The sequence below is a fragment of the Psychrobacter sp. LFX-11D genome (genome assembly GCF_904846475.1).
Classification (GTDB): Bacteria; Pseudomonadota; Gammaproteobacteria; order Pseudomonadales; family Moraxellaceae; genus Psychrobacter; species Psychrobacter cryohalolentis.
In genome coordinates, this window is record NZ_CAJHAV010000007.1 from 56,363 (window position 1) to 78,433 (window position 22,071).

16 protein-coding genes are annotated in these 22,071 nt (G+C 43.2%); 5 read left to right on the forward strand and 11 right to left on the reverse strand.

What is annotated here, in order from left to right; all coding sequences use genetic code 11:
* Positions 1-163: 163 nt before the first annotated feature.
* On the forward strand, positions 164-1,543 hold the full coding sequence (locus JMX75_RS06855) for a PLP-dependent aminotransferase family protein (RefSeq protein WP_201531693.1): 1,380 nt from the start codon (positions 164-166) through the stop codon (positions 1,541-1,543).
* A 262-nt stretch (positions 1,544-1,805) separates the two neighbouring features.
* Here the strand turns inward: JMX75_RS06855 and JMX75_RS06860 are convergent, their stop codons facing one another.
* Complete coding sequence (locus JMX75_RS06860; RefSeq protein ID WP_201531695.1) at positions 1,806-2,405, reverse strand: DJ-1/PfpI family protein; 600 nt, start codon at positions 2,403-2,405, stop codon at positions 1,806-1,808.
* A 575-nt stretch (positions 2,406-2,980) separates the two neighbouring features.
* On the opposite strand from JMX75_RS06860, the gene JMX75_RS06865 reads away from it, so the two are divergent.
* On the forward strand, positions 2,981-3,673 hold the full coding sequence (locus JMX75_RS06865) for a thiopurine S-methyltransferase (RefSeq protein ID WP_201531697.1): 693 nt from the start codon (positions 2,981-2,983) through the stop codon (positions 3,671-3,673).
* Positions 3,674-3,684: 11 nt separating this feature from the next.
* Here the strand turns inward: JMX75_RS06865 and JMX75_RS06870 are convergent, their stop codons facing one another.
* Complete coding sequence (locus tag JMX75_RS06870) at positions 3,685-5,013, reverse strand: ATP-binding protein (RefSeq protein WP_201531699.1); 1,329 nt, start codon at positions 5,011-5,013, stop codon at positions 3,685-3,687.
* 545 nt (positions 5,014-5,558) lie between these two features.
* Here JMX75_RS06870 and JMX75_RS06875 point away from each other — a divergent pair.
* Positions 5,559-6,479, forward strand: coding sequence for a glutaminase (locus JMX75_RS06875; protein ID WP_201531701.1), 921 nt, complete (start codon positions 5,559-5,561; stop codon positions 6,477-6,479).
* 580 nt (positions 6,480-7,059) lie between these two features.
* Here JMX75_RS06875 and JMX75_RS06880 read toward each other — a convergent pair.
* Positions 7,060-7,521 carry a DMT family transporter gene (locus JMX75_RS06880; RefSeq protein WP_201531820.1) on the reverse strand — a complete coding sequence of 154 codons (462 nt, stop codon included), beginning with the start codon at positions 7,519-7,521 and terminating at the stop codon, positions 7,060-7,062.
* 8 nt (positions 7,522-7,529) lie between these two features.
* The gene (locus JMX75_RS06885) at positions 7,530-7,964 is read right to left on the reverse strand and encodes a DMT family transporter (RefSeq protein WP_181210410.1); all 435 of its coding nucleotides are present in this window, start codon (positions 7,962-7,964) and stop codon (positions 7,530-7,532) included.
* 98 nt (positions 7,965-8,062) lie between these two features.
* Between JMX75_RS06885 and JMX75_RS06890 the strand changes: the two genes are divergently transcribed.
* Complete coding sequence (locus JMX75_RS06890) at positions 8,063-8,998, forward strand: LysR family transcriptional regulator (RefSeq protein WP_201531704.1); 936 nt, start codon at positions 8,063-8,065, stop codon at positions 8,996-8,998.
* 490 nt (positions 8,999-9,488) lie between these two features.
* On the opposite strand, the gene JMX75_RS06895 is transcribed toward JMX75_RS06890, so the two are convergent.
* Both JMX75_RS06895 and JMX75_RS06900 read right to left on the reverse strand, forming a co-directional pair.
* Positions 9,489-9,704 carry a hypothetical protein gene (locus JMX75_RS06895; protein ID WP_201531706.1) on the reverse strand — a complete coding sequence of 72 codons (216 nt, stop codon included), beginning with the start codon at positions 9,702-9,704 and terminating at the stop codon, positions 9,489-9,491.
* 172 nt (positions 9,705-9,876) lie between these two features.
* Positions 9,877-11,004 (reverse strand): alkene reductase, encoded by a 1,128-nt coding sequence (locus tag JMX75_RS06900; protein WP_201531822.1) that lies wholly within the window; start codon positions 11,002-11,004, stop codon positions 9,877-9,879.
* A gap of 221 nt (positions 11,005-11,225) precedes the next feature.
* On the opposite strand from JMX75_RS06900, the gene JMX75_RS06905 reads away from it, so the two are divergent.
* Positions 11,226-12,110 (forward strand): LysR family transcriptional regulator, encoded by an 885-nt coding sequence (locus JMX75_RS06905; protein ID WP_201531708.1) that lies wholly within the window; start codon positions 11,226-11,228, stop codon positions 12,108-12,110.
* A 58-nt stretch (positions 12,111-12,168) separates the two neighbouring features.
* Here JMX75_RS06905 and cobA read toward each other — a convergent pair whose 3' ends face one another.
* The 5 genes from cobA to JMX75_RS06930 form a co-directional block, all read right to left on the reverse strand.
* On the reverse strand, positions 12,169-13,098 hold the full coding sequence (cobA, locus tag JMX75_RS06910; RefSeq protein ID WP_201531710.1) for a uroporphyrinogen-III C-methyltransferase: 930 nt from the start codon (positions 13,096-13,098) through the stop codon (positions 12,169-12,171).
* A 98-nt stretch (positions 13,099-13,196) separates the two neighbouring features.
* Positions 13,197-16,490 (reverse strand): nitrate reductase, encoded by a 3,294-nt coding sequence (locus JMX75_RS06915; protein WP_201531712.1) that lies wholly within the window; start codon positions 16,488-16,490, stop codon positions 13,197-13,199.
* Complete coding sequence (locus JMX75_RS06920) at positions 16,487-17,917, reverse strand: NAD(P)/FAD-dependent oxidoreductase (RefSeq protein WP_201531714.1); 1,431 nt, start codon at positions 17,915-17,917, stop codon at positions 16,487-16,489. The genes JMX75_RS06915 and JMX75_RS06920 overlap by 4 nt, the downstream gene beginning before the upstream one ends.
* Before the next feature lie 80 nt (positions 17,918-17,997).
* Entirely contained in the window at positions 17,998-20,049 is a 2,052-nt protein-coding gene (locus tag JMX75_RS06925; protein ID WP_201531716.1) for a bifunctional protein-serine/threonine kinase/phosphatase, read from the reverse strand.
* Positions 20,050-20,051: 2 nt separating this feature from the next.
* Positions 20,052-21,563: a NarK family nitrate/nitrite MFS transporter gene (locus tag JMX75_RS06930; protein ID WP_201531718.1), complete on the reverse strand. Its 1,512-nt coding sequence runs from the start codon at positions 21,561-21,563 to the stop codon at positions 20,052-20,054.
* Positions 21,564-22,071: the final 508 nt, after the last annotated feature.

Below are 22,071 nucleotides of genomic sequence, written 5' to 3' on the forward strand. Positions count from 1 at the left end.
AGGCTTTATAGCCATATCACATCGTTTTAGGCTCAATGATTAAAACAAAAGTGCGTTAGTTTATCTATATACAATCCAGTACAATTAGACAGAACTGTTTGGTATATAAAACCCATACAGCTCTTCTATCGAATTTATATATTCATGGGTTCACTTGAAAAATATGAAGCATCAATTAACACGAATTGAAGTCGTCATGGCTGACGTTAAAGAAAAGATAGCAACCGTCGTTTATATGCTCGGAACACGCCTGCCCTCCGTACGAGCAGCGGCGAACAGTTACGGGTTTTCACCCTCAACGGTAGTTGAAGCTTACGAGCGCTTGCAAACAGAAGGTATTATTTACTCGCGTCCTGGCGCAGGGTTCTATGTCGCAGAGACGACAGCGCCGCTCTCATTAACAGAAACAGGGCATAATCTTGATCGCGCGATAGATCCACTCTGGGTGTCGCGGCAATCGCTTGAGCCATCCGATAATGTACTAAAGCCTGGCTGTGGTTGGCTGCCATCCGATTGGTTGTTTGTGGAGGGTATGCGCCGCGGTTTACGACATGCGGCAAGAGGTGACGCTACCGTTATCAGCGAGTATGCAACGCCGCTAGGATTGCCCGCATTGCGCCAATTACTGACACGGCGTATGGCAGGACTGGGCATCGATGCGCAGCCTTCACAAGTCATGCTGACAGAGTCTGGCACACAAGCGATAGATTTGATTTTACGTTTTTTATTGACCGCAGGCGATACAGTAGTCGTCGATGACCCTTGTTATTTTAATTTTCGAGCGCTATTGCGTGCTCATAGAGTCAAAATCATTGGCGTGCCTTATACGCCGAATGGTCCAGATATAGATGCCTTTGCGAAAATTTTAGAAGAACACAAACCACGCCTATATATTACTAATGCCGCCATCCATAACCCTACCGGTGCAACCTTATCGCATGCTACGGCTTACCAAATATTGCAATTGGCTCAGACCGCTGGTTTATATATTATCGAAGATGATATTTTTGCTGATTTTGAAGTCAAACCTGCGCCACGGCTTGCGGCATTAGACGGCTTATCACGCGTGTTTTATATTGGTAGTTTTTCTAAAACCTTATCGGCATCCTTGCGCTGCGGTTATATAGCCGCGCCAAATGAATGGATTGAGAGTTTGCTCGATTTAAAAATAGCAACTGGCTTTGGCGGCGGTCAGCTGGCAGCAGCAGTTGTGTTATCGGCGCTAACGGACAGCGGTTATCGCAAACATATGAGCACGATGCATATGCGTCTTGCAAGCGCACGTTCTCAAGCGCTGCCACGCTTGGAAAAATTGGGAATTGTGCCGTGGTTACTACCACAAGCAGGGATGTTCCTTTGGTGCCGCTTGCCAGATAATAATAGTGCAACCGAACTGGCTAATCGTTGTTTGTCACAAGGTGTAGTCTTAGCCCCAGGCAATGCTTTTAGTCAATCAAAAAATGCTGAGAACTTTATGCGTTTTAATGTGGCACAAATGAGTAGTTCAAAAGTATTTGAAGTATTGGCTCAAGCGTTGGTATAGCCAACAATACTTAGAAGTTTTTATACATTTAATAAATTATCCAATATGGCTGCTAACCATGCGTTATTGTTTCCAATATATTGGTGGCTACACTCTATTATCTCAGTAGGTGATTGGACAGTTCATGATAGTTATTAAGTTCATTTTAGATTTCATCTTGACCATACTCTCTCGGGTCCCTTCAAAGTGACACTGCCAGCCGATAATGCAAGATCCAAGCTCTTTATGCCGCGGTGTTTGTTAGCCAAATTTATTAACGCTTTTAACCTATATCAAACTCCATACGTCTTGCAGTTGTTTGCATAGTTTGACTATCTAGTAACTTCTTCACACAGTACAGGCTGGCATGAATACCCGCACTTATTCCTGCTGATGTTACCAATTTAGCAGTCTCGTCACTGGCATCGACAAAACGGGTATTAGCGATAACCTCAATATTAGGATAGGATGCTAAATTGTCCAAGTCCATCCAATGGGTGGTTGCAGATTTGCCAGCCAGCAATCCAGCTTTTGCTAATAGTAAGGCACCGGTGCAGACTGATAGCGTTAACTCGGTAATCTTTGCTTGAGAGATAATCCAATCAATAACCACTGGATTATTTATTTCAACCTTTTCTGCGCCATAACCGCCTGGAATAACCAAAACATCAATAATGGGATGATTGTCGAAGCTATAATCCGGTATAACAGTTAAACCATTTCTAGCAGATATTGGCGCTTGGTGCTCGGCAATGGTAATGACATCAAAATGCTTATCACTGCTATCGTTTTCAGCCAATGAAAACACCTCGAAAGGTCCTGCGAAATCTAATACTTCGACTTCGTTAAAAAGTAATATGCCAACGGTTCGTATCGATGTCATGGTGTGTCCTTGAGTTAATATTATTAAATTAAATATCGCTCATTTATACCCTTATAATCAAGCTTAATCTTCATTTACCTTTTTAACCAACGTCGCCATCGCATCCACCTTTGACGTTCCTAGCTGTTTCAGTCCTGTGACAACCCCTACTCTATTTTCAGCAGATTTGTTTTGGCTCAATTTAAACTGTGCTCGAATATTTAAGCAAACATAAATGATTGAATACTTATCTACTCTGATGCACAGGTTTGATAATAAAAAATTGGTACTTGATAGACAGATGTCCGCAGCATTGAATAAATTAGCCATTACCTGCCAGCAAAACCGCTAAAGCAAAGGCAGACATTGGCAAGATTATGGATAGGCTCATAGCAATTACTCAGTCAAAAAATCGAGTTTGCTTGAGAACTATTATGAAGTATTGAAGAAAATTACCTACGATATCTCCTAACCGTAAAGCATGCTTTATTTGCCATTCATATTTACTTTATCAAAGCCAATGCATCTTACAGCTTAGAGATTCCCAAAACAAAACAACAAGGCAGACTCAGTCTAATACAATAAAGGTTAACTTTATGACTCCTGAATTTTGGAAAAATGCATGGCAAAAGAGCCAAACTAATTTTACTCAGAAAAAACCACATCCCATGCTAATACATCATTTTAAAGCACCCAATAGCCCTAAAAATGGTCGCGTTTTTGTGCCTTTATGCGGTAAGAGCGTGGATATGCTATGGTTTATAAATCAGGGTTTCGACGTTATTGGTGTTGAGCTGTCAGAAATAGCAGTCATACAGTTTTTTGCCGAAACTGATTTGCAAGCGACAGTATCACTACATCCAACTACTCCTAATCTCACTTGTTATCAAGCTGAACATGAAGGACAAACTCTCAAAATCTGGGTGGGTGATATCTTTGACTTAAGTCCTATTGATATTGGAATAATAGATGCTGTGTATGATCGTGGTGCATTAGTAGCGCTTCCAGATATGAAGCCTGATAATTTACGTACACGCTATACACATAAACTGATGGCGCTTAGTAATAAAGCAAGCCAACTTCTCTTATCTTTTACTTATGACGGTGAGAAGCAGCGCAGCGATAATCATAAAAACTTACCTCCTTTCTTAGTGACACGATCTCAACTTGAACAATATTATGCTGAGTATTATAAGATAAAATTGATAGCACAAGAAAAAGTAGACTATGTTTCTACCGCAGGTGATTCAGGATATCGTCTTGTCTATACATTAGTATCTAAAAATTAATATTCTACAAATCAATGTCTAACATCCACTACAAGCCTTGTTTGGGCAAGCTCATCAAGATATTGATCTATAGTTTGAGTATTTTCTCTATCCAAATGTGCATCCCATTCATCAAGCATGACAATCGTACTTCGGTCGTCCTCTCTAATTTCTTGAATTTGTTTGATGAGTTGTTGTCCTGTTGAACCCTTATGGGCTTTATCTGCTTTGTAATTGAAATACAAATTGTGCTTAGCGGGTAAATAGTAAGCCTGTTCTTGGTAGTGGTCTTTGAGCTTAAGCAACATACAAGATTTGCCAACGCCATTATTACCAACCAACGTTACTCTACCTTGCTTGGGCAGTTGTGTTGAATCAAAAATATCCCCTGTTTGCTTCACACGTATTTGGTTTGCCTGAATGTAGGTATCTAAATCCACAGTGGTTGGTTGTAAAACCTCTAAAATACCATCTAACATCGTTCTAATAACGCCAATACTGGTATGGTATCCAATAAGTGCATAGCACATTTGCAATAGCTGAATTTGTCTTGGCAATGTGGCAATTAGTACCGCCATCGTCGCAGCATCCTGCCAATTTTTATTAAAAATAAAAGCAGTGACCACAAAGACAGGCAGCATCAATATGATCATGCCTAAGCTTGAATTGATGTGCTGAATCGATGTAGATTTAACGCTATTATTCTTTGCTGTTGCAAAGCTTTTTTGAACCATATTGTTATAGAGCGTGTAATTATGCTTATTAAAAATAACGACGTTATCCCAACTGTCAAAAAGTTTAGCGGTCAAATTCAGACGCGATTGTTGATCAGTTTTGGCAGCCGTTTTTAAAGCATGCCGTCTAAAATGCACAAACATGGAGGCAAAAATAATACCTACTGCATAACCAAGCAGTAATGTGCCATCCAAAAACCAAGCAATGACCAACACATTAAATAAGACATTGAGCACCAGCGCTGAAATATCAAAAATGCTATCAATGACGGTTTCAAGGGTGTAGTTGCTTTCCTGAGCGAGTGTTGTGGTTGCCGTACTCTGTAACTCATCGTTAGATAACAAGTAGGTCTTGCCTAAAAAGACAGTATGAAAATTATCATTGTACAGCTTATGAGCATCGTACTTGGCGCGCTCCGTATTGGTGACACAAAAATACGCGGGCACATAAACCGCTACTAAAGAGACGGCAAATAGCACCATATATAAAATTGAGATACTCTCCTCGGTCAAACTTTGTGCAAGGCGAGCAATAAAGTACGTTGATGAAGCAACAATAATTTGCTGAATCAGCAAAAACAGCAGTGCAACCTGCAAATGCTTATTTAGTATGAGCTTATAAATCAAATTTATTCACATCCTTTCAGATCAAAACACAATAATTGAGCAAGTAACGACTTCTTACTGGTGTCAACTCTACTGACATATAATATTCTTACTATTTTTTAGAGCTTTTTTGGGTGTAAGTCATAGCTATAGTACTATCTATGCAGAACCTACGATAGGATTGATAAATTTGACTAAATTAAAAATCCCTAAGTTTATATCTATGAGATTGGCGAAATATATCAACTGTATCAATAGAGTTAATAACCTCTTGGTAATTATTTACTACATTAAATGTAGACATGGATTTATCTAGTACCTCTTTGGAGGGTGAAAATAAGTATCCCTGAACTGATAATACGGAGCAACCCCACTCATTATTTATGCAAAAAAAACTGAAATGACTGTGAGATTATGCTCACGGTCACAATAATCTCCGAGAATCTGAGTGCAATTCACTTCAATAGACCTGAATTAAAATATAATATTTACATCCTTATCACCTTTTATTCAGTTAAAATCACTATTATTCAACAACGCAGTAGAAATACGGTTACCCAACTCATATGCAACAGATTCTTAATGATATTGCCGCAGAGATGGCCCTTGAAATCGATCGTGGAAAAGTGGCAGATTATATCCCGCAACTGGCGCATGTCGATCCGAACCAGTTTGGTATTGCCGTAGCGACACCTGATGGGCAGGTATATGTAGCAGGGGATGCGAGCATCCTATTCTCGATCCAAAGTATCTCCAAAGTATTTACCTTAACCATCGGTCTTGGCAAGTTAGGTGATGCAATTTGGACCCATGTTGGTCGTGAGCCATCTGGCGATCCCTTTAACTCGATCACGGTATTGGAGTTTGAATCGGGTCGACCACGTAATCCATTTATCAATGCTGGTGCGATTGCCGTGGTGGATGCCATTATGATGGGACATGAGCCGAAAGAAACCTTGGGTGAAATTCTGCGGTTTGTACACTTTATTGCCGATGATGATTCGATCCGTTTTGACCATAAAGTGGCAGCGTCTGAAATGGATCACAGAGATCGAAATGCCGCCTTAGCCCACTTTATGAAGTCCTTTGGTCATATAAAGCACGACGTAGATAAGGTGCTCGGTGTTTATTTTCATCAATGCGCGATTGCAATGAGTTGTGAGCAGTTAGCCCGTGCTGGTCTTTTTTTAGTGTCTAATGGTGTTAATCAACACACAGGGATACGAGTGATTAATGCACAGCAGTCTCGACGGATAAACTCCTTAATGATGATGTGCGGTCATTACGATGGCGCTGGTGAATTTGCCTACCGTGTTGGGCTACCGGGTAAAAGTGGTGTTGGTGGCGGTATTTTGACGATAGCGCCAGGTAAAGGCTCAATCGCAGTTTGGTCACCAGGGCTTGATCACGTAGGAAATTCCAAACTTGGGTCAAAGGCATTAGAGCTGCTGGTACAGAAAACGGGCTGGTCAGTTTTTTCGAATTGAAAGCGATCACTTAATGCTTTTTTAATTGATTATCAATCCAGCGAATAATGTCGCTTTTTCGGATGGTATTACATCCTGATTATAGCGATTCTATTTTAGGGATCGGTAAACGGATACTCTGATCCACGTTTGCTTCCATTGATACCCCCTTAGGATATATTGATATCGTCTTTTGTGTCTTCCAAACGTGTATAGAAAATCCTTTTTTCTATACATTCTGACTTGGTATTTATAAATTTTCTATTCTTCTAGACTTAATTGAGCCGTATCTAAAAGAGAGGCTCAGAAATATTTAAGATAGGTTGCCTAGGGAGCGTTTGAATCCATGAACCAGTGCCTTCAGGCTTGGATTTTTTACCAGTATTTTTAGCTAAATGTAAGCACTAGCATTAACAAAATCTAATTAATTGGAATACCATAATGATCTGCGATTAGTTCAACGGTACGCTATACAAGCATCGAACTGCTAGTGTTAGATATGAACTTAATGATTATAAAATCAACAGCATGAGTCATTATGATTGAGATGTCTGATTAAAACCTCCCATATTAGTTTCTACAATTTCTTCAGCATAGCTCACTACTGAGCCTCTTTAGGTTCAGACTTGCTACTCGCATAAATAAAATAAAGCGCAATTGCTAAACAAACCAAAGCACCTATTCGACTACCTGAAAGGCTAATCACCTCATTACCTAACCAACCAAAATTATCAATTAATACACTCATACTCAGCTGACCAAAAATAACTGCTACCGTTGCTACAGCAGTCCCAATACGCTGGACCGCAACCACCATAATGACAATGTAAGGCACACCGCATAAGGCACCAAGCAGTTGCCACTTAGGGACACCCAACAAAGTAACGGTATGATTTGGCTCAAAAAAGAAAATAAGTAGAGCGGTCACAACCGCACCCACAGAAAATGTTAAAAAGGCACTTTTAAATACGCCAACATTGCCGCCAAGGCGACCATTTAATGCCGCTTGAACGCTCAAAGCTGCGCCGCCAATTATTGCTAATACAATCATTAAAATAAGCATCATTTAGGTTATCCTTTTGCCATAAAAACAAGTGCGGCAATAATGAAAAATAAAGCGATAATTCGTTTGCTGTCTATTTTTCGTTCCATGGTTTCGAACAAACCATAATGATCTATGATTAAACTCTGAAATACTTGCCCAGCCAATATCCCAATCATCGTCAGCGCAATGCCAATAACAGGCGTCACCACGGTTAATACCACAACATAAACAGGCCCTAAAATACCACCAACCAGTAGTAAAGGCGGCTGTGAGAAAAAGGAAGGGCTGTCTCGCGGACTAAAAAACAGCATCAAAAAGAATGTCAGAGCAGCGCCAACACCAAAAATGCTCAATGTTGCCCACAGCTCGCCTACCTGACTCCCTAAAGGCCCAAGTAATCCTGCTTCAACAGACAACCCCATGCCGCCTAATACAACAATGAGTATCAATAAAATTTGCATGAAAAAATCCTTAATGAGCAATACGCTGCAGCTTACAGCAATGTATACCCATTAAAAAACGCTATAATACGAAAATGACCTTTGCATAAGTTGCACAAATGAATACGGTAGATACCATCAACATACAAACACTATTATTTTTTATAGAGGTTTTTGACGCTCAGAGTTTTTCTGTAGTGGCTCGAAAAGAAGGCGTTTCGGCTTCTAAAGTGTCACGTATTATCAAACAGTTAGAGGACTCACTGGGACAGCAGCTTTTTTACCGTAATACACGCGCTGTTACTCCTACTGAGGCAGGTCGCGTATTCATGCGCTATGCAAAATCCATGACCGAGAGCATGAGTGCAGCACAGCAGGAGCTTCAAGACAGGACACTAGAACCGGGTGGTTTAATTAGAATCAACGCTCCCGTATTTTTTGGACAACGACATATCGCACCTTGGCTGCCACAGCTTAGTGCTCAGTATCCTAAATTACAGATAGATTTGAGTTTAACGGATGACTTTATTGATCCTCATCATTATGCAACAGACGTTATTTTTAGAATTGGCACGTTACAGGACTCCGCCTTTCATGCGCGTATTTTTGGCGAGCAAACCTATCATCTTGCCGCTTCTCCATCGTACATAAACACGCACGGTAAATTGCAAGTGCCACCAGATCTGACACATCATAAATGTTTACTATATAAAGGCTCAACAGGACCCAATCGTTGGCTTTTTAAAACAGAAAGTGAAGATTGGACGCCATTCTTAGCACCCGCTTTATTGATGTCCAATAATGCAGAATCTTTATTGGTATCTGCACTCAAAGGTATGGGGATTGTGCTTTTTCCAGATTGGCTCATCGGTGAGTATTTAAAGAGCGGTGAGCTTATCAAGCTACTACCTGATTATAATGCAGCCGTGAAAACCACACCTCAACATGTCGCAGCTATTTACCCTCATACTCGTCATGTCTCTCTAAATGTTAGAACATTAATTGATTATTTTGCTAAGGTTTATGGTCGTCCTCTTTACTGGCAACTCAATTAAAAAAACAAGAATTTAAAGCAATAAGTATCCATGCACCTTATGAGGAAAAGGTGCAATAGGAATATGTAATTGCACCCATTCAGGAGCGTTCCTAACTTAAGTTATTCATTGTTGAGAAAATTAGGATGTTGTTCAATTTCTCTGGGAAACTTATTATGTATTTTAGTCGGTGACTTATTCCGAGTTTGTTTGATAATTGGGTGATCATAGAAAAATTCTTGATAAGCGCATACTCAAGCCTTCGAATACTTATCTGCTCTCATGCACACTCTATAATAAATGAGAATTGTTGTACTCAGTCTAAGTCAGATATTAAGGTTTATGAACCATTTATTCTCCTCCTTATTATAGAGTGCTGTTTTTAATATCCGGCTGAAATCCAACCAACTCAATTATCTGGTTTACAAACTTACCCGTGCCATCAATCATTTATCATCTCAATCAATACTCTTAAAAACCCATATCCAAACTAGGCAAAGAGCAACGCTTGTTATCTTCTTAAGCGCTCAATGAGCCAGCCTGCTATTGGAAATGACACTATCTGCGTCAACGGCACGAGTATTATGGTTTCAATCAATACCACCACTGGCAGACTTAGACCATGAGTCACAGGCTTTAATAACGTTAATACGATTAAGAGCGTCGGATAAAGTCCGACATATCCTACTAATATACGTATCAGTCTGTCTTTAGTATTCTGATTCATTGCCTGCTACCTATTGATAAAATGATAAAAGAAAGATATTTAAGCGACAAAAACAATAATTTTCGCTTGATGATTGACTGTTTGTGAATATCCAATAAATCCCAAATTTATAAATAAAAATAAGGCCATTAGTATTAATGGCCTTATTTTTATTCACTGCTCAGCTGCTTTGCTATTCCTGATAGCGAGGATAATCACTGTACCCAATGGCAGTGCCACCATACATCGTGACAGGATCTGCCTCATTGAGTGGCCAATCATTGGCTATGCGTTCAGGTAAATCGGGATTAGCAATAAAAGGACGACCAAAAGCAAATAAATCCCCATAACCTTTAGATAATATATCGACCGACTTCTGCACAGTGTACTTGCCCGCATAAATAATACGTCCTGAAAACTCAGCTCTGACGGCTTGGTAAAAAGGCTCTGGCAAATCAGGCGCATTATCCCAATCAGCCTCTGCAATGGATAAGTAAGCAATGCCCGCCTGCTCAAGCACCTTAATCGCTTCAATATAGGTATGATGAGGATCTGCTTCTACTAAGCCTAGATACACACGAGTCTCATCCGTGCTGGCAAATAAAGGCGCAAAACGTACGCCTAAACGATCAGCACCAACCACCTCACTGACGACAGCGACCACTTCTTTTAAAAAACGCAGACGATTGGTCAACGAACCACCATATTGATCATCACGTGTATTGCTATGCTCAGATATGAACTGGTTCACCAAATAGCCATTGGCACAGTGTAGCTCTACCCCATCAAAACCTGCTTCTAATGCGTTGCGTGCGGCTGCCGCATACATAGCGACCAGCTCACCCACTTCTTCTGTGCTCAGTGCCCGTGGCTCACTTGGATCGGCTAAAGCACCCTCGCCTGGACCTGTCTCAATAAATACTTTAACGTTAGTGGCAGTAATGGCAGATGGAGCGATAGGCGGAGCTTGGTTTGGTTGTAAGCTGGTATGAGACACGCGGCCAACGTGCCACAGCTGCGCAAAAATAATACTGCCTTTAGCGTGTACTGCCTGCGTGACTTTTTTCCAGCCTTCAATTTGCGCTGGTGAATGAATACCTGGCGTCCATGCGTAGCCTTGGCCTCGTGGCTCAATCTGCGTACCTTCAGTCACCATAAAACCTGCTGAGGCGCGCTGTGCATAATAGGTTGCCATTAAATCATTAGGGATATTATCAGGTTGCGTGCTACGAGAGCGCGTCAAAGGCGGCATCACGATACGGTTTTTAAGGGTATAAGGTCCAAGTTGTACAGAGGAAAGTAGTGTACTGGTATTTTTCATAGTTGGGATAGTTAGCATAGTTAGCATAGTTGGCACATTTAGCATAGCTTGTTTCATAACACTCTCTTTTAAAGCAAACGGATAGACTTATTATTTGAGCCAATTGAACGGCGGTCAGGTTTAATTGGCGGCTTAAGCAATATCGATAAGCATAGAGTTTTATCGGTACAATTAGAAACAAGCATTTTTTGTTTAGGGTACAATTATTAATGGTGAGTGTTATGAATGGTATGAACCGGCTAGATATCAAGCAGCTTAGAGTCTTGCAGGCGCTGCTTGATCTACAAAATCTCTCGCAAGTTGCGCGCAAAATGGGACTGACCCAACAAGCGATTAGTGAGCAGTTGCGTAAGCTACGGGATTTGTTTGATGATCGTTTGTTTATTCGTCAAGGCAATAGCATGGTGGCAACACCAAAAGCACTCTCGATGCGGCAACCGATTGACGAGATATTAAAACAGTTGGAAGTATTGTTAGAGCCAGAAGTGTTTACGCCGCAAACCTACAAAGGCGTCTTTACGATTAGTGCAACCGACTATGCGACGCAGGCATTATTGCCGCAGTTGTTTAGTATCACACGCCGTGAAGCGCCTAATTTAAGGCTGATAGTGAGAGATTTTGCCTCAGACAATATCAATCAGCTCATTGCGGCAGGCGAACTTGATTTGCTGATTACTTTTCCAGAGTTTATCCCTGATAACTTATCGTATGTGACGCTATTTGAAGAACAACACTTATGTGTGACGGGTTATAAAAATACCTTTGCAACAGAGATATTCACACTGGCGCAAGTTGCCGCACAACCGCAGCTGGTGGTATCGCCTTCGCGTGCTAATTTGCGCGGATCGCATGATCACTGGTTTGCAGAAAAAGGGCTTAAACGCCATATTGTGATGTCAGTACCTAGCTTTTCAGCCGTGCCAGATATCCTACACACCACCGACATGATTGCCTTTTATCCTGCGCGACTACTACCAAATAATAAAGTTAAAGAGCTGAAGGTAGAAGCATTACCGCCTACCTTTAAGGTAATCGCAGCATGGCATCCACGTACCAGTGACAGTGGTATACATCGCTGGTTAATTGAGCAATTACGAAATTTATAGTTAAAAGATTAGCCTGTCTTAAAGTCATCTTATTGAGCATTTAGGCTAACCCTATATTTTATGCAACATTCTCAAAAGTAGGTATAAGATGTTTATCGGTGATGGATTGCTTAATATTGCAGACTGCACGCTTACCAAATGCACCAAGGTTGTAGTCTGCAAATTCATGATATAGCGTCACCACATCGCCCATAATCAGTAATGCTGGGGTTGGCAATTTCGCTTCAGCTTGCTGCTTAGCGATACTACCAAGCGTGCCGATGAGCAGTTGCTGCGTGGGCAAGCTGGCATGGCTAATCACCGCAAAAGGCGTCGCGCTATCTCGTCCCGCTGCTATCAACCCTTCAGTCAATTCATCTAGCTGATGCAATCCCATATAAAAAACAACCGTTTGGGTGCTATCTAAATGCTCGTCATAGTTATTATTTGGCGCTCCTGATTTCTTATATGCCGTTACAAACTTCACTGCTTGCGCATGGTCGCGATGCGTCAATGGAATACCTGCACTACTAGCAGCGGCACTGGCGGCAGTAATGCCAGGGATAGATTCAAAAAAGATACCATGGCGCACCACTTCTTGAAGCTCCTCTCCGCCGCGCCCAAAGATAAAAGGGTCGCCGCCTTTGAGTCTTACAACTGTTTTACCTGCCAGCGCGTGCTTGACCAACAGCTCATTGATGCCTTCTTGCGGCAGCGCATGATTGGCTCGGCGTTTACCGACGAATATCTTCTCTGCTGTTGGTTCGCACATATCCAATATATCCTCTGAGACTAGGCTATCGTAAAGCACCACATCAGCGCGCTGCATGATTCGCAAAGCTTTTAGTGTGAGCAGCTCAGGATCACCAGAGCCTGCACCGACTAAATGCACAGTGCCTACTTTTGCAGCTGCTATGTTTAATGGCGTGTTTAGCGCATTGACGACACACTTTTTATTAGATAAATCGTTTGGAGGTAGTGTTGCGATAAAGGCAGATGAATCCGTCATGACGGTGACTCCTAATGATGCTGTTAGTGCAATATACGGTGCAAGCCCTATGCCATATTGATCAATTGGTTGTATTTCATAAGGCGGTTATAAGACAGCTATGACGCATGCTCCTCAATAAGCTCATTGATTTGACCCACACACGAGCCGCAATTGGTACCAGCACGGCACGCTTTGCCCACTGCTTGTGCGCTATGACACTGCTGCTTGGTGATTGCATTGATAATGATGTTTTCTCCGACTGCCATGCAAGAGCACACCAACGGACCTGGATCGATATAGCTGGTAGCTGGACGACCTGCCAGCAGCCATTTATAGCGCTGCTGTACTGGTATGGCATCGGTACTGCCAAAGCAGCTGTCAAGCCAATGTGTACTAGGCAAATACATCAATTTTGGTGCAAAATAAATAGCTAATAGCAGCTGATCACTCGGCATAGCAGAGTCTAAAGGACTTGGTATATGGTTTAACGCTTCACTCCTCACCTCCGACTGAGTCGAGATAAAGCGTAGTTGCTTCTCTGGTTTACTCAAGGTGAAAGCGCTATTAACCGTCAGAGTATCGTCGGCATTGCCAGTCAACCACTTGTCTGATACAGACTTTTGATAGTCATCGATAAACTGCTGCCAAAATTTAGGGTCAAGCAACTGCCTAGCTGTGCGCTCGGCTGGGCTGGCAAGGGTAATGAGCACACTATTGGCTTGCCTGCTGATACTCCATGTCAGCGCTGGTAGTGAGAGAGACGAACCTGCATCATTTAACTCAAAGTTTGTAGACGCTGTTTGCGACTCACCCGCTATTGCTTCCTTCTTAAAATGAGCAGTCATCGCACGCAAGTGCACTAATATGGTGTCCTGAAAATCAGGATGCACCATAATCTTGCCAAGTGTCTGCATAGGCACGGCGCTCATGCGAATCGCTGAGTTTTTTAGCTCAGGCTGCCCTGAATATGGATCGACCACAGTCGGAATGAGTGTCCCTACCCGTGCAAAGCTAGCAAAGGCGTTACTCCAGTGCATAGGCATAAAAGCATCGCCAACACGCATACTATCACTGATGACGATTTGCGCTAAAACTTTTTGCTCTATATTCTCATTATCTGTATCGGCATTTTTACTAACATTATTCGTATCAATAGTTGTCGCCTCACTATTCGGCAGGATCTGCTCATAGCGAGGATGTAGCTGCACATAGTCGCCCTTTTCAACACCGAGTTGTTTGGCTTCATTAGGATGGATAGTCAGCGTCGGCACAGATTCATGTTGATTAAGCTGTGGCGCCAGCCCTGTGCGTGTCATGGTATGCCACTGATCTCGTATTCTGCCTGTAATCAGGCGTAGATTCACGGTTGATGGGTTGAAGTCAGTGTTATGCCACTTATCTCTATTCTTAACATCGCTCTTATTCGTCTTCTGCCGACGTTGATGTGGATGGAAGTGATGAAAATTAGGCAGGCTAGCACTATCTGAAGGCGTAATAGCAATGAGGTTTACTTGAGTGGGTGTAATACGCGCACCGCCCCACTGAAAGGGGGGCATTACCTCATAGTCAGCACGGTTTAGGATTGGCATTAGTAGGTCTTTAGCCAAATTGAGATAGCGCGGTTGATTGTTTTTCGATGCTGATTGATTAGGGTCGTTCTTAAAAGCAGTGAGCGCCACGTACTCATTAAATATCTCACTAGGATGGTCATAATCAAACCCTGATAGCCCCATGCGGGTAGCCACTTGAGACAGTATCCACCAGTCAGGCTTAGCGAGTCCTAGTGCAGGCTTCAATGCCCGTTGTCTTGAGATTCGCCGCTCAGAATTGGTGACCGTGCCTGACTTTTCGCCCCAACCTTGGGCTGGCAATACAATGTCTGCGCACTTCACCGTATCGCTGTCTACCGAGCAGTCAGAGACAATGACCAAGTCACAAGCCGCTAATGCGCGGCGAAATTTATCCGCTTCAGGTAAGCTCACGACTGGATTGGTCGCCATAATCCAAATGGCTTTGATACGCCCATCTAAGATAGCATCGGCAGCATCGCACGCTTTGACGCCTACTTCTGCAGCAATAGGCTGCGGCGCTTGCCAAAAGTCAGCGACTAATTGCCGATGGATGCTATTGTCCAAGTCCAGATGCGCCGCCAACAGATTGGCGAGCGCGCCTACTTCTCGACCGCCCATGGCATTTGGCTGACCAGTGAGTGAAAAAGGACTGGCACCCGGTTTGCCCACTCGTCCCGTAAGCAGATGGGTGTTGATAATAGCATTCACCTTGTCAGTGCCACTCTTTGACTGGTTAACACCCATACTAAAGGCAGTCACTGTTTTGTCATGAGCGGCGACTAGCTGATAAAATTCAAGGATACTGTCGATACTGACTTGGCAAGCTTGAGCAACTTTTTCAATGCTCCAGACGTTGGCTGCCGCTAAAGCATCATCAACACCATGACCATGCTCGATATAACCTGTATCAGAGAAGCTGTGTTCGCTAAGATAATGTAATAAACCATTGTATAAATGCGTATCGGTGCCCGCTGCTATCGGTAGATGCAAATCGGCGAACTCACAGGAATCGGTACGACGTGGGTCAATGACAATCAGTTTTTTATTGGGATTGGCTTTTTTGGCGGCCAAAAAACGTCCAAACAAAATAGGATGGCACCATGCCATGTTCGAGCCCACCAGCACTAATAAATCACAGGACTCTAAATCCTCGTAATTACTAGGCACCAAATCAGCGCCAAAGGCACGTTTGTGTCCTGCTACTGCAGAAGACATACATAGGCGTGAGTTGGAATCGATATTATTATTACCGATAAAGCCTTTGATAAACTTATTGGCGACGTAATAATCCTCAGTGAGTAGCTGTCCTGAGACATAAAACATAATACTGTCGCGACCATACTTGGCGATCGTGTCGTTTAAGCGCGTGGCAATATCATCTAAGACGTTATTCCAATCGGTAGGCTTTATAAGTGGCTCATCAGATATGTCGATAGCGTTAAAATCATTACTCAATTGCATAGGTCGATGCTGTTGCATTACCGCTTGCTTGTTTTGATAGTAAGGCTCAGTTAAGCGTCGCTCACTGCCCAATGTTTGTGCTAGCGCACTGCCTTTTGAGCATAACTTACCAAAATTTGCCGGATGTTCAGGATCTCCTTTTACGCTCACTACCCCTGCCGCATCGACACTGGCTAAGACGCCACACCCTACCCCGCAGTAAGGACAAGTGGTACGTATGGTGGACGTCGTTTCTTCAGTATATGTGGCAATAAGAGCCGTTTTTGAAGGATTGAATATGTCATCAGATTTGTTATTAGATTTGCGATCAGATCGACGTATACGACTTTCTAATTCTTGACTAGCATTCGGTTTATTACTCAAGATCACTTCACTCATGACGCCGCTCCTACTATGTCTGCTGCGCTTAATAAATCCAGATCGCTATCGTTATCCATGTCTCCGTTAGCCTCACTATCTGTCGTTACCTTCTCCAAATCACAGTAAGCCTCACCAAATATTAAATCCGCTTTTATAGGCGCGATATCACTATGGCTGTTGATCAGCTGGCTATAGAAACTGCCCTCATTGACCTCACCGTAGAGTACAGCGCCGATAAGCTTATTGTCTCTAAGATAGAGGCAATGATAGTGATTTATACTGGTTTGCTGATAAGTGATGGTTTCGATAGCTGCCGCTTCCTCGTCATCAAAGTCGACTTGCCCTGCTGAAAAGGCACTGATGCCAGATACTTTTAGCTTTAAGGACAGCGGTGTACTGCGAAAAGGCTGCCAGTTCTCTTTAGAGCCTAAGCTGTCGCCCGATAGTCGAGTGTCTTTTAGCACAGAGACTAAGGTATCCACTTGCTGATTAACAGGTGCCACCATACCGAATAGCTCACCATCCAACTCTATGCATTCGCCAACTGCGTAGACATGCGGACAACTCGTGTGCATGCAATCATCCACAATGATGCCGCGATTGACCTCAAGACCGCAGTCTCTCGCCAGTGCTATATTAGGCATCACCCCGACTGCCATCACAATAAAATCTGCCGGCAAGGTACGTCCATCCTTCAATGATAAGCCTTTCACCTCATGCTGGTCATTGACCGCAATACAATCAGTAATAGCAGAGACCTCCACACCTACGCCCCGACGAGCCAGCTCAGCTTGCAACAGCTGGGCAGCAGGTAAATCAAGTTGCCTGTTAAGAACATAGCTATCTACATGAATGACCGTCATATCTGCCCCTTGAGAAGCCAGCGCGCAGGCGGCCTCTAGCCCTAGCACCCCGCCACCAATTACTAGACCTTTTTTCCCTTGGCGCGCGTATTCAATTAAAGCATTAACATCAGCTACCTCTCGGAACACATGCACGCCTGTCGCATCATGATTGGGAAAAGGGATGACTCGAGCGCTCGAACCTGTAGCGATAACCAGCTTGGCATAGACCAGCGTCTGTCCATTATCAAGCTTAATAGACTGTTGCTTGGTGTCCACAGCGGTAACTGCAATCCCTGCTAAGACAACAATACCCAACTGTTGATACTCTGATTGCTGGTATAAATAAGTATCCTCAAAGGCGCTATCTCCTGCCAGCACTGGTGATAGCATAATGCGGTTGTAGCCGACCTCTGGCTCTTTGCTGACAAGGGTAATCGGTAATGGTCTTTGGTTATTTGGCGACTTACTTTGCTGCTGGGCACGTGCCAGCTCAATGGCAAAACGGCTGCCTGCCATGCCAGCACCAATAATGACAATACCCGCATTTAAATGAGCATAAGACATTGTCTGGATTGTTAATTTTGATCTATCTGATGACATGAGCAAAAAATCCCTTAGCCGCAACGCGCAGCATTAATTAGATGGCGTGTCAGAGTGTCTTTTGTGCTTAAAGCCTGCGCTTATAAGAAATAAGCCAACAGCGAAAAAATGAGCACAAACTGAATAAAGCAAATGCTATGCCATACCAGTAATGGGTTGCGTATGATGAGCGGCTCAGGGTCGCTAATATAATTATGATTCTCAGGGTTAAAATCTTGTAAGAACTCGCCAATCGCTTGATAGCGAGCTTGGGTATTAGCAAGCAGCGCACGCATTAGCGCTTGCTGGCTGGCAGCAGGTACACGGTACTGACGTAATAATTGAGTAGGTAGCCTTAAGGTATGATTTGCCTGATGTGAATGCATCAACGCTTGTGAGCTAAATGGCAGCTCACCTGTTAGCAGCTCATAGCCAATCACCGCTATGGAAAATAAATCAGAATGCACACCTTTTGGTGCATCGCTGTAATATTCTGGTGCAGCGTAGTGCAAATCACCGTTCGGTGGTCGCGTACTGTCTTTAAGTATGGAAGAGCTGGCTGAACCAAAATCTATCAATTTGACCGCGCCTGATGTGGTCAATAGGATGTTTTCCGGCTTGATATCTTGATGCAATAGATAGTTTCGATGCATCACCCGAACCGCCATGCCTATTTTGGTTAACAAATCATAGGTCTGCCACACATCACAAGGCGCATGACGATCTATAAAATCTCTTAGGCTTTCGCCTTCAATATATTCTGTGAGATGGTATAGATATGCACTGCTGGCTGGTATGGGGTAATAGCGTAGCAACCCTGAAGCACTAAGCGCTGAGCTTGCGTCTAGATAGGGTTTTATACTGCTGATGCCTGTAAGGCTGCTGTCGCTAGATAGGTTATTAGGATCTGCTTGATTATAGGCAGGCTCGCCCGCCCGCCTATGCTTAGATAAGCTCAAACCAATTTTACGCTCCTTTAAAAATTCGCGCAGATAATGACCATCGGCAATAGTACTAAGGCTTGGTGACTTTAGTGCAAATAGATGATGGGTTTCATCCTCTACTAGATATACTTCGCTACGAGCAGTGTGGGCTATGATATGCTTGACAATAAAACCATCAATCCGTGCCCCAACTTCTAAGCCCGTTAATAACTGATACCGATGGATGTCGTGAGGCATCGCATCATGCAGGCTAGCATTTTTATTATTACTATTGTTCTTAGTATGAGCGCTATCGGCTGTCTTTTGCTTATGGAGCGCTTGTGCATTCATACCGAGTATCACCATACTTAAATTGTCATGACTGCCCTCGTTAAACGCCTGCTCGCATATGTTTTGGCTGATGCTAAGACTATTCACTGCCCCGTCATTCGAGCTGTTATCCGTCGTATCTATCGTTTGACTCGGCTGACACAGCGCCTTTACTGCTGAACATAGCTCAAACTGGAGCTCGGACGCTGCAATAGACTCATAGACGCCATCTGTCATCAGTGCTAAGCATTCATTTTGATGCAAGGTAAATACTGACTGTTGGAGCTCGACCATCGTATCCGCGCCAATAGCGGCAGATAGCGCGCCTTTATCTTGCCCATAGTGAATGCGGTGGTCTTTACTGAGCACTTTTATACTCTCTAAACCGACACGGTAAATCCGTGAGTCGCCTGTATGAAACAGATGGATACGGTCGCCAATACACAGCAGGCCTGATAAGGTGGATAATAGTGGTGGCACGCGCTCATAGACTTGCGGGAAATAGAGGGCGTCATTGGCTTTATTGACCGCCTCCCGAATCAAAATGGCAACTTGATTGTCATCAAAGTCTATGTTTGCTGATTGCGATTGGTTCTCTGCCAATACCATCTCTTCAAGCGCTTCATTTTTAAGTGCCCCGTTTTTAAGTGCTAAGGTAAGATGGTGCGTGACAGTATTGACCACCAATTGGCTGGCTTGTTTGGGAAACTGACAGGCACTGACACCATCCGCTATCAGCACCAATAAAGGCGCATGAGGACACTGAACACCGCCGTTGATGGTTGCTGTAAACTGTCCATACTGCAAGCAGGTTGTCATCAGCAAGCTGTCTTGATTTTCAGACTTGCGCCCTTGCATGCTATAAAAATCAAGCAACCACAGTGCCTCATTCATTGGCATAATTAGCTCACTTTAATTTGGGCAAAGCTGCCATCAGGCATCTCTTCGATGATGACGCCTTCAGGTTCTTTTAAAAAGAACAGCGCAAAGAAGCCAACGACGGCGGTCGCGGCAATCACCATGAAGAATACTTGATAAGAGACCAGACTCAATACAGTTAAATAAACAACCGAGCCAACATTGCCATAAGCGCCGGTCATGCCAGCAAATTGTCCGGTCATGCTACGCTTGATCAGTGGAATAACCGCAAACACAGCACCTTCACCCGCTTGTACAAAGAAAGAGCAAAACATCGTGATGAATAATGCCAGTGCAATTGGCCATGTTGAATCCACGATACCCATTAATAAATAACCAACAGCCAAACCTGCGGTCAAAATCAGCAGCGTTATTTTGCGACCAAACTTATCGCTGAGCCAGCCGCCGCCCGGTCGCGACATCAAGTTCATAAACGCATAGCTAGATGCCAAAACCCCTGCCATCACAATTGATAGATTAAATGTCTCTTGATAGAAAAGCGGCAACATAGACACTACGGCAAGCTCTGAGCCAAAGGTCGCAAAGTATAAAATATTTAAGATACCGACTTGCTTAAAATCATATTGATGCGCTTTTGGCACAGGAGTCGTAAATACCTCTTTATTAAAGCGATAACTACTCACAAACTCATAAATATATAAAACGACCAATCCGATGTAGACGATATTGACACTTGCCTGACTGAGTAAGCTGACACCAGCGGGTGATAACTTCCATCCCAAAAGCGCTAACGCCAAATACATTGGTAGCTTAAACGCCATCATCAGCCAAAAGTCACCTGTTGAGGTCACCATCATGGCGCCAGACTTTTTGGGTTTAAAATACGTCGCACCCTTAGGCGTATCACGCACCATCTTATAGAAAATCACACTATAGAGCATCATCACCACCCCGGAGGTGGCCGTCGCATAACGCCATCCTTCATCACCACCAAATATAGCAGCAGCAATAATAGCTACTGTCGGTAACAGCAGCGCAGCAGCAGCAGAACCAAAATTTCCCCAACCGCCATAAATACCTTCAGCAGTACCCAGCTCACTTGCAGGGAACCAATCACTCATGAGACGAATACCCACCACAAACCCAGCACCCACAAAACCCAAGAAAAAACGGGACAGTGCCAGCGCGTTGTAATCTTGCGCAAAGGCAAAGGTAAAACAGGGAATGGCGCCAATTGCCAAAATGGCGGTATAGACGAGGCGCGGTCCAAAACGATCGGTCAACATGCCAATAATGACTCGAGCTGGAATAGTCAAAGCGACGTTTAATATCAACAAGGTTTTGACTTGATCCTTGGTCAAACTCAAGGTCTCACCGATGGCAGATAAGAATGGTGCGTGGTTAAACCACACAAAAAAGGTCAGAAAAAAAGCCATCCAACCAAGATGGAGTATCTGGTTTTTACCAGTAAAAGAGAGAATATTGAGCTTGTTTTTATTTGGTGCAGCAGGGCTCGGTGATGGCGATGACGACATAAGCGGTTTCCTTAAATAGTAAAATTCAGGGCTAACATGGAAAGCCGTAAGAACACATTATGTTGAACGAACTGACCAGTTAGAGCATTTAAGGGGGTGCAATGGCTGTGCCAGCTGCCGCTATCAGCTTCGTTATACAGATAAAACCTCGGCTTTGATAAAGGCGTTCATGCTTTACTATAGGTGACTTCCAAGCCGCTATTACAAGGTCATTCATAATTTAATAGCCATATAGAAACGCTAATTTTATCGAGATGAATGAAAAACCCTGACTGCCATAAATACAATCAAATTGGTGCATGGTTTTATCTATTTTGGTGCATCCATTTTTTATATCCTCACTTTTAATGAGAGAAGACTTTTTTATTTATCATTGCTATTTATATCCTCACACATACCACGCCGCCTAGGAAATACACTGTCATCGTCAGGTTTTTCGTCTGTAGTGATGAGACTCTCGCTTAGAGATATGGCGCTATATAACGGTGCTTGGCACAGTTATTGAAGA

Bases quoted from the DNA above. Each gene is read 5' to 3' on its own strand.
- JMX75_RS06925 (WP_201531716.1), bottom strand. From the start codon at position 20,049: ATGCCAATGAATGAGGCACTGTGGTTGCTTGATTTTTATAGCATGCAA.
- JMX75_RS06875 (WP_201531701.1), top strand. From the start codon at position 5,559: ATGCAACAGATTCTTAATGATATTGCCGCAGAGATGGCCCTTGAAATC.
- JMX75_RS06905 (WP_201531708.1), top strand. From the start codon at position 11,226: ATGAATGGTATGAACCGGCTAGATATCAAGCAGCTTAGAGTCTTGCAG.
- JMX75_RS06865 (WP_201531697.1), top strand. From the start codon at position 2,981: ATGACTCCTGAATTTTGGAAAAATGCATGGCAAAAGAGCCAAACTAAT.
- JMX75_RS06900 (WP_201531822.1), bottom strand. From the start codon at position 11,004: ATGAAAAATACCAGTACACTACTTTCCTCTGTACAACTTGGACCTTAT.
- JMX75_RS06860 (WP_201531695.1), bottom strand. From the start codon at position 2,405: ATGACATCGATACGAACCGTTGGCATATTACTTTTTAACGAAGTCGAA.
- JMX75_RS06930 (WP_201531718.1), bottom strand. From the start codon at position 21,563: ATGTCGTCATCGCCATCACCGAGCCCTGCTGCACCAAATAAAAACAAG.
- cobA (WP_201531710.1), bottom strand. From the start codon at position 13,098: ATGACGGATTCATCTGCCTTTATCGCAACACTACCTCCAAACGATTTA.
- JMX75_RS06895 (WP_201531706.1), bottom strand. From the start codon at position 9,704: ATGAATCAGAATACTAAAGACAGACTGATACGTATATTAGTAGGATAT.
- JMX75_RS06855 (WP_201531693.1), top strand. From the start codon at position 164: ATGAAGCATCAATTAACACGAATTGAAGTCGTCATGGCTGACGTTAAA.
- JMX75_RS06880 (WP_201531820.1), bottom strand. From the start codon at position 7,521: ATGCTTATTTTAATGATTGTATTAGCAATAATTGGCGGCGCAGCTTTG.
- JMX75_RS06915 (WP_201531712.1), bottom strand. From the start codon at position 16,490: ATGAGTGAAGTGATCTTGAGTAATAAACCGAATGCTAGTCAAGAATTA.
- JMX75_RS06920 (WP_201531714.1), bottom strand. From the start codon at position 17,917: ATGTCATCAGATAGATCAAAATTAACAATCCAGACAATGTCTTATGCT.
- JMX75_RS06885 (WP_181210410.1), bottom strand. From the start codon at position 7,964: ATGCAAATTTTATTGATACTCATTGTTGTATTAGGCGGCATGGGGTTG.
- JMX75_RS06890 (WP_201531704.1), top strand. From the start codon at position 8,063: ATGAATACGGTAGATACCATCAACATACAAACACTATTATTTTTTATA.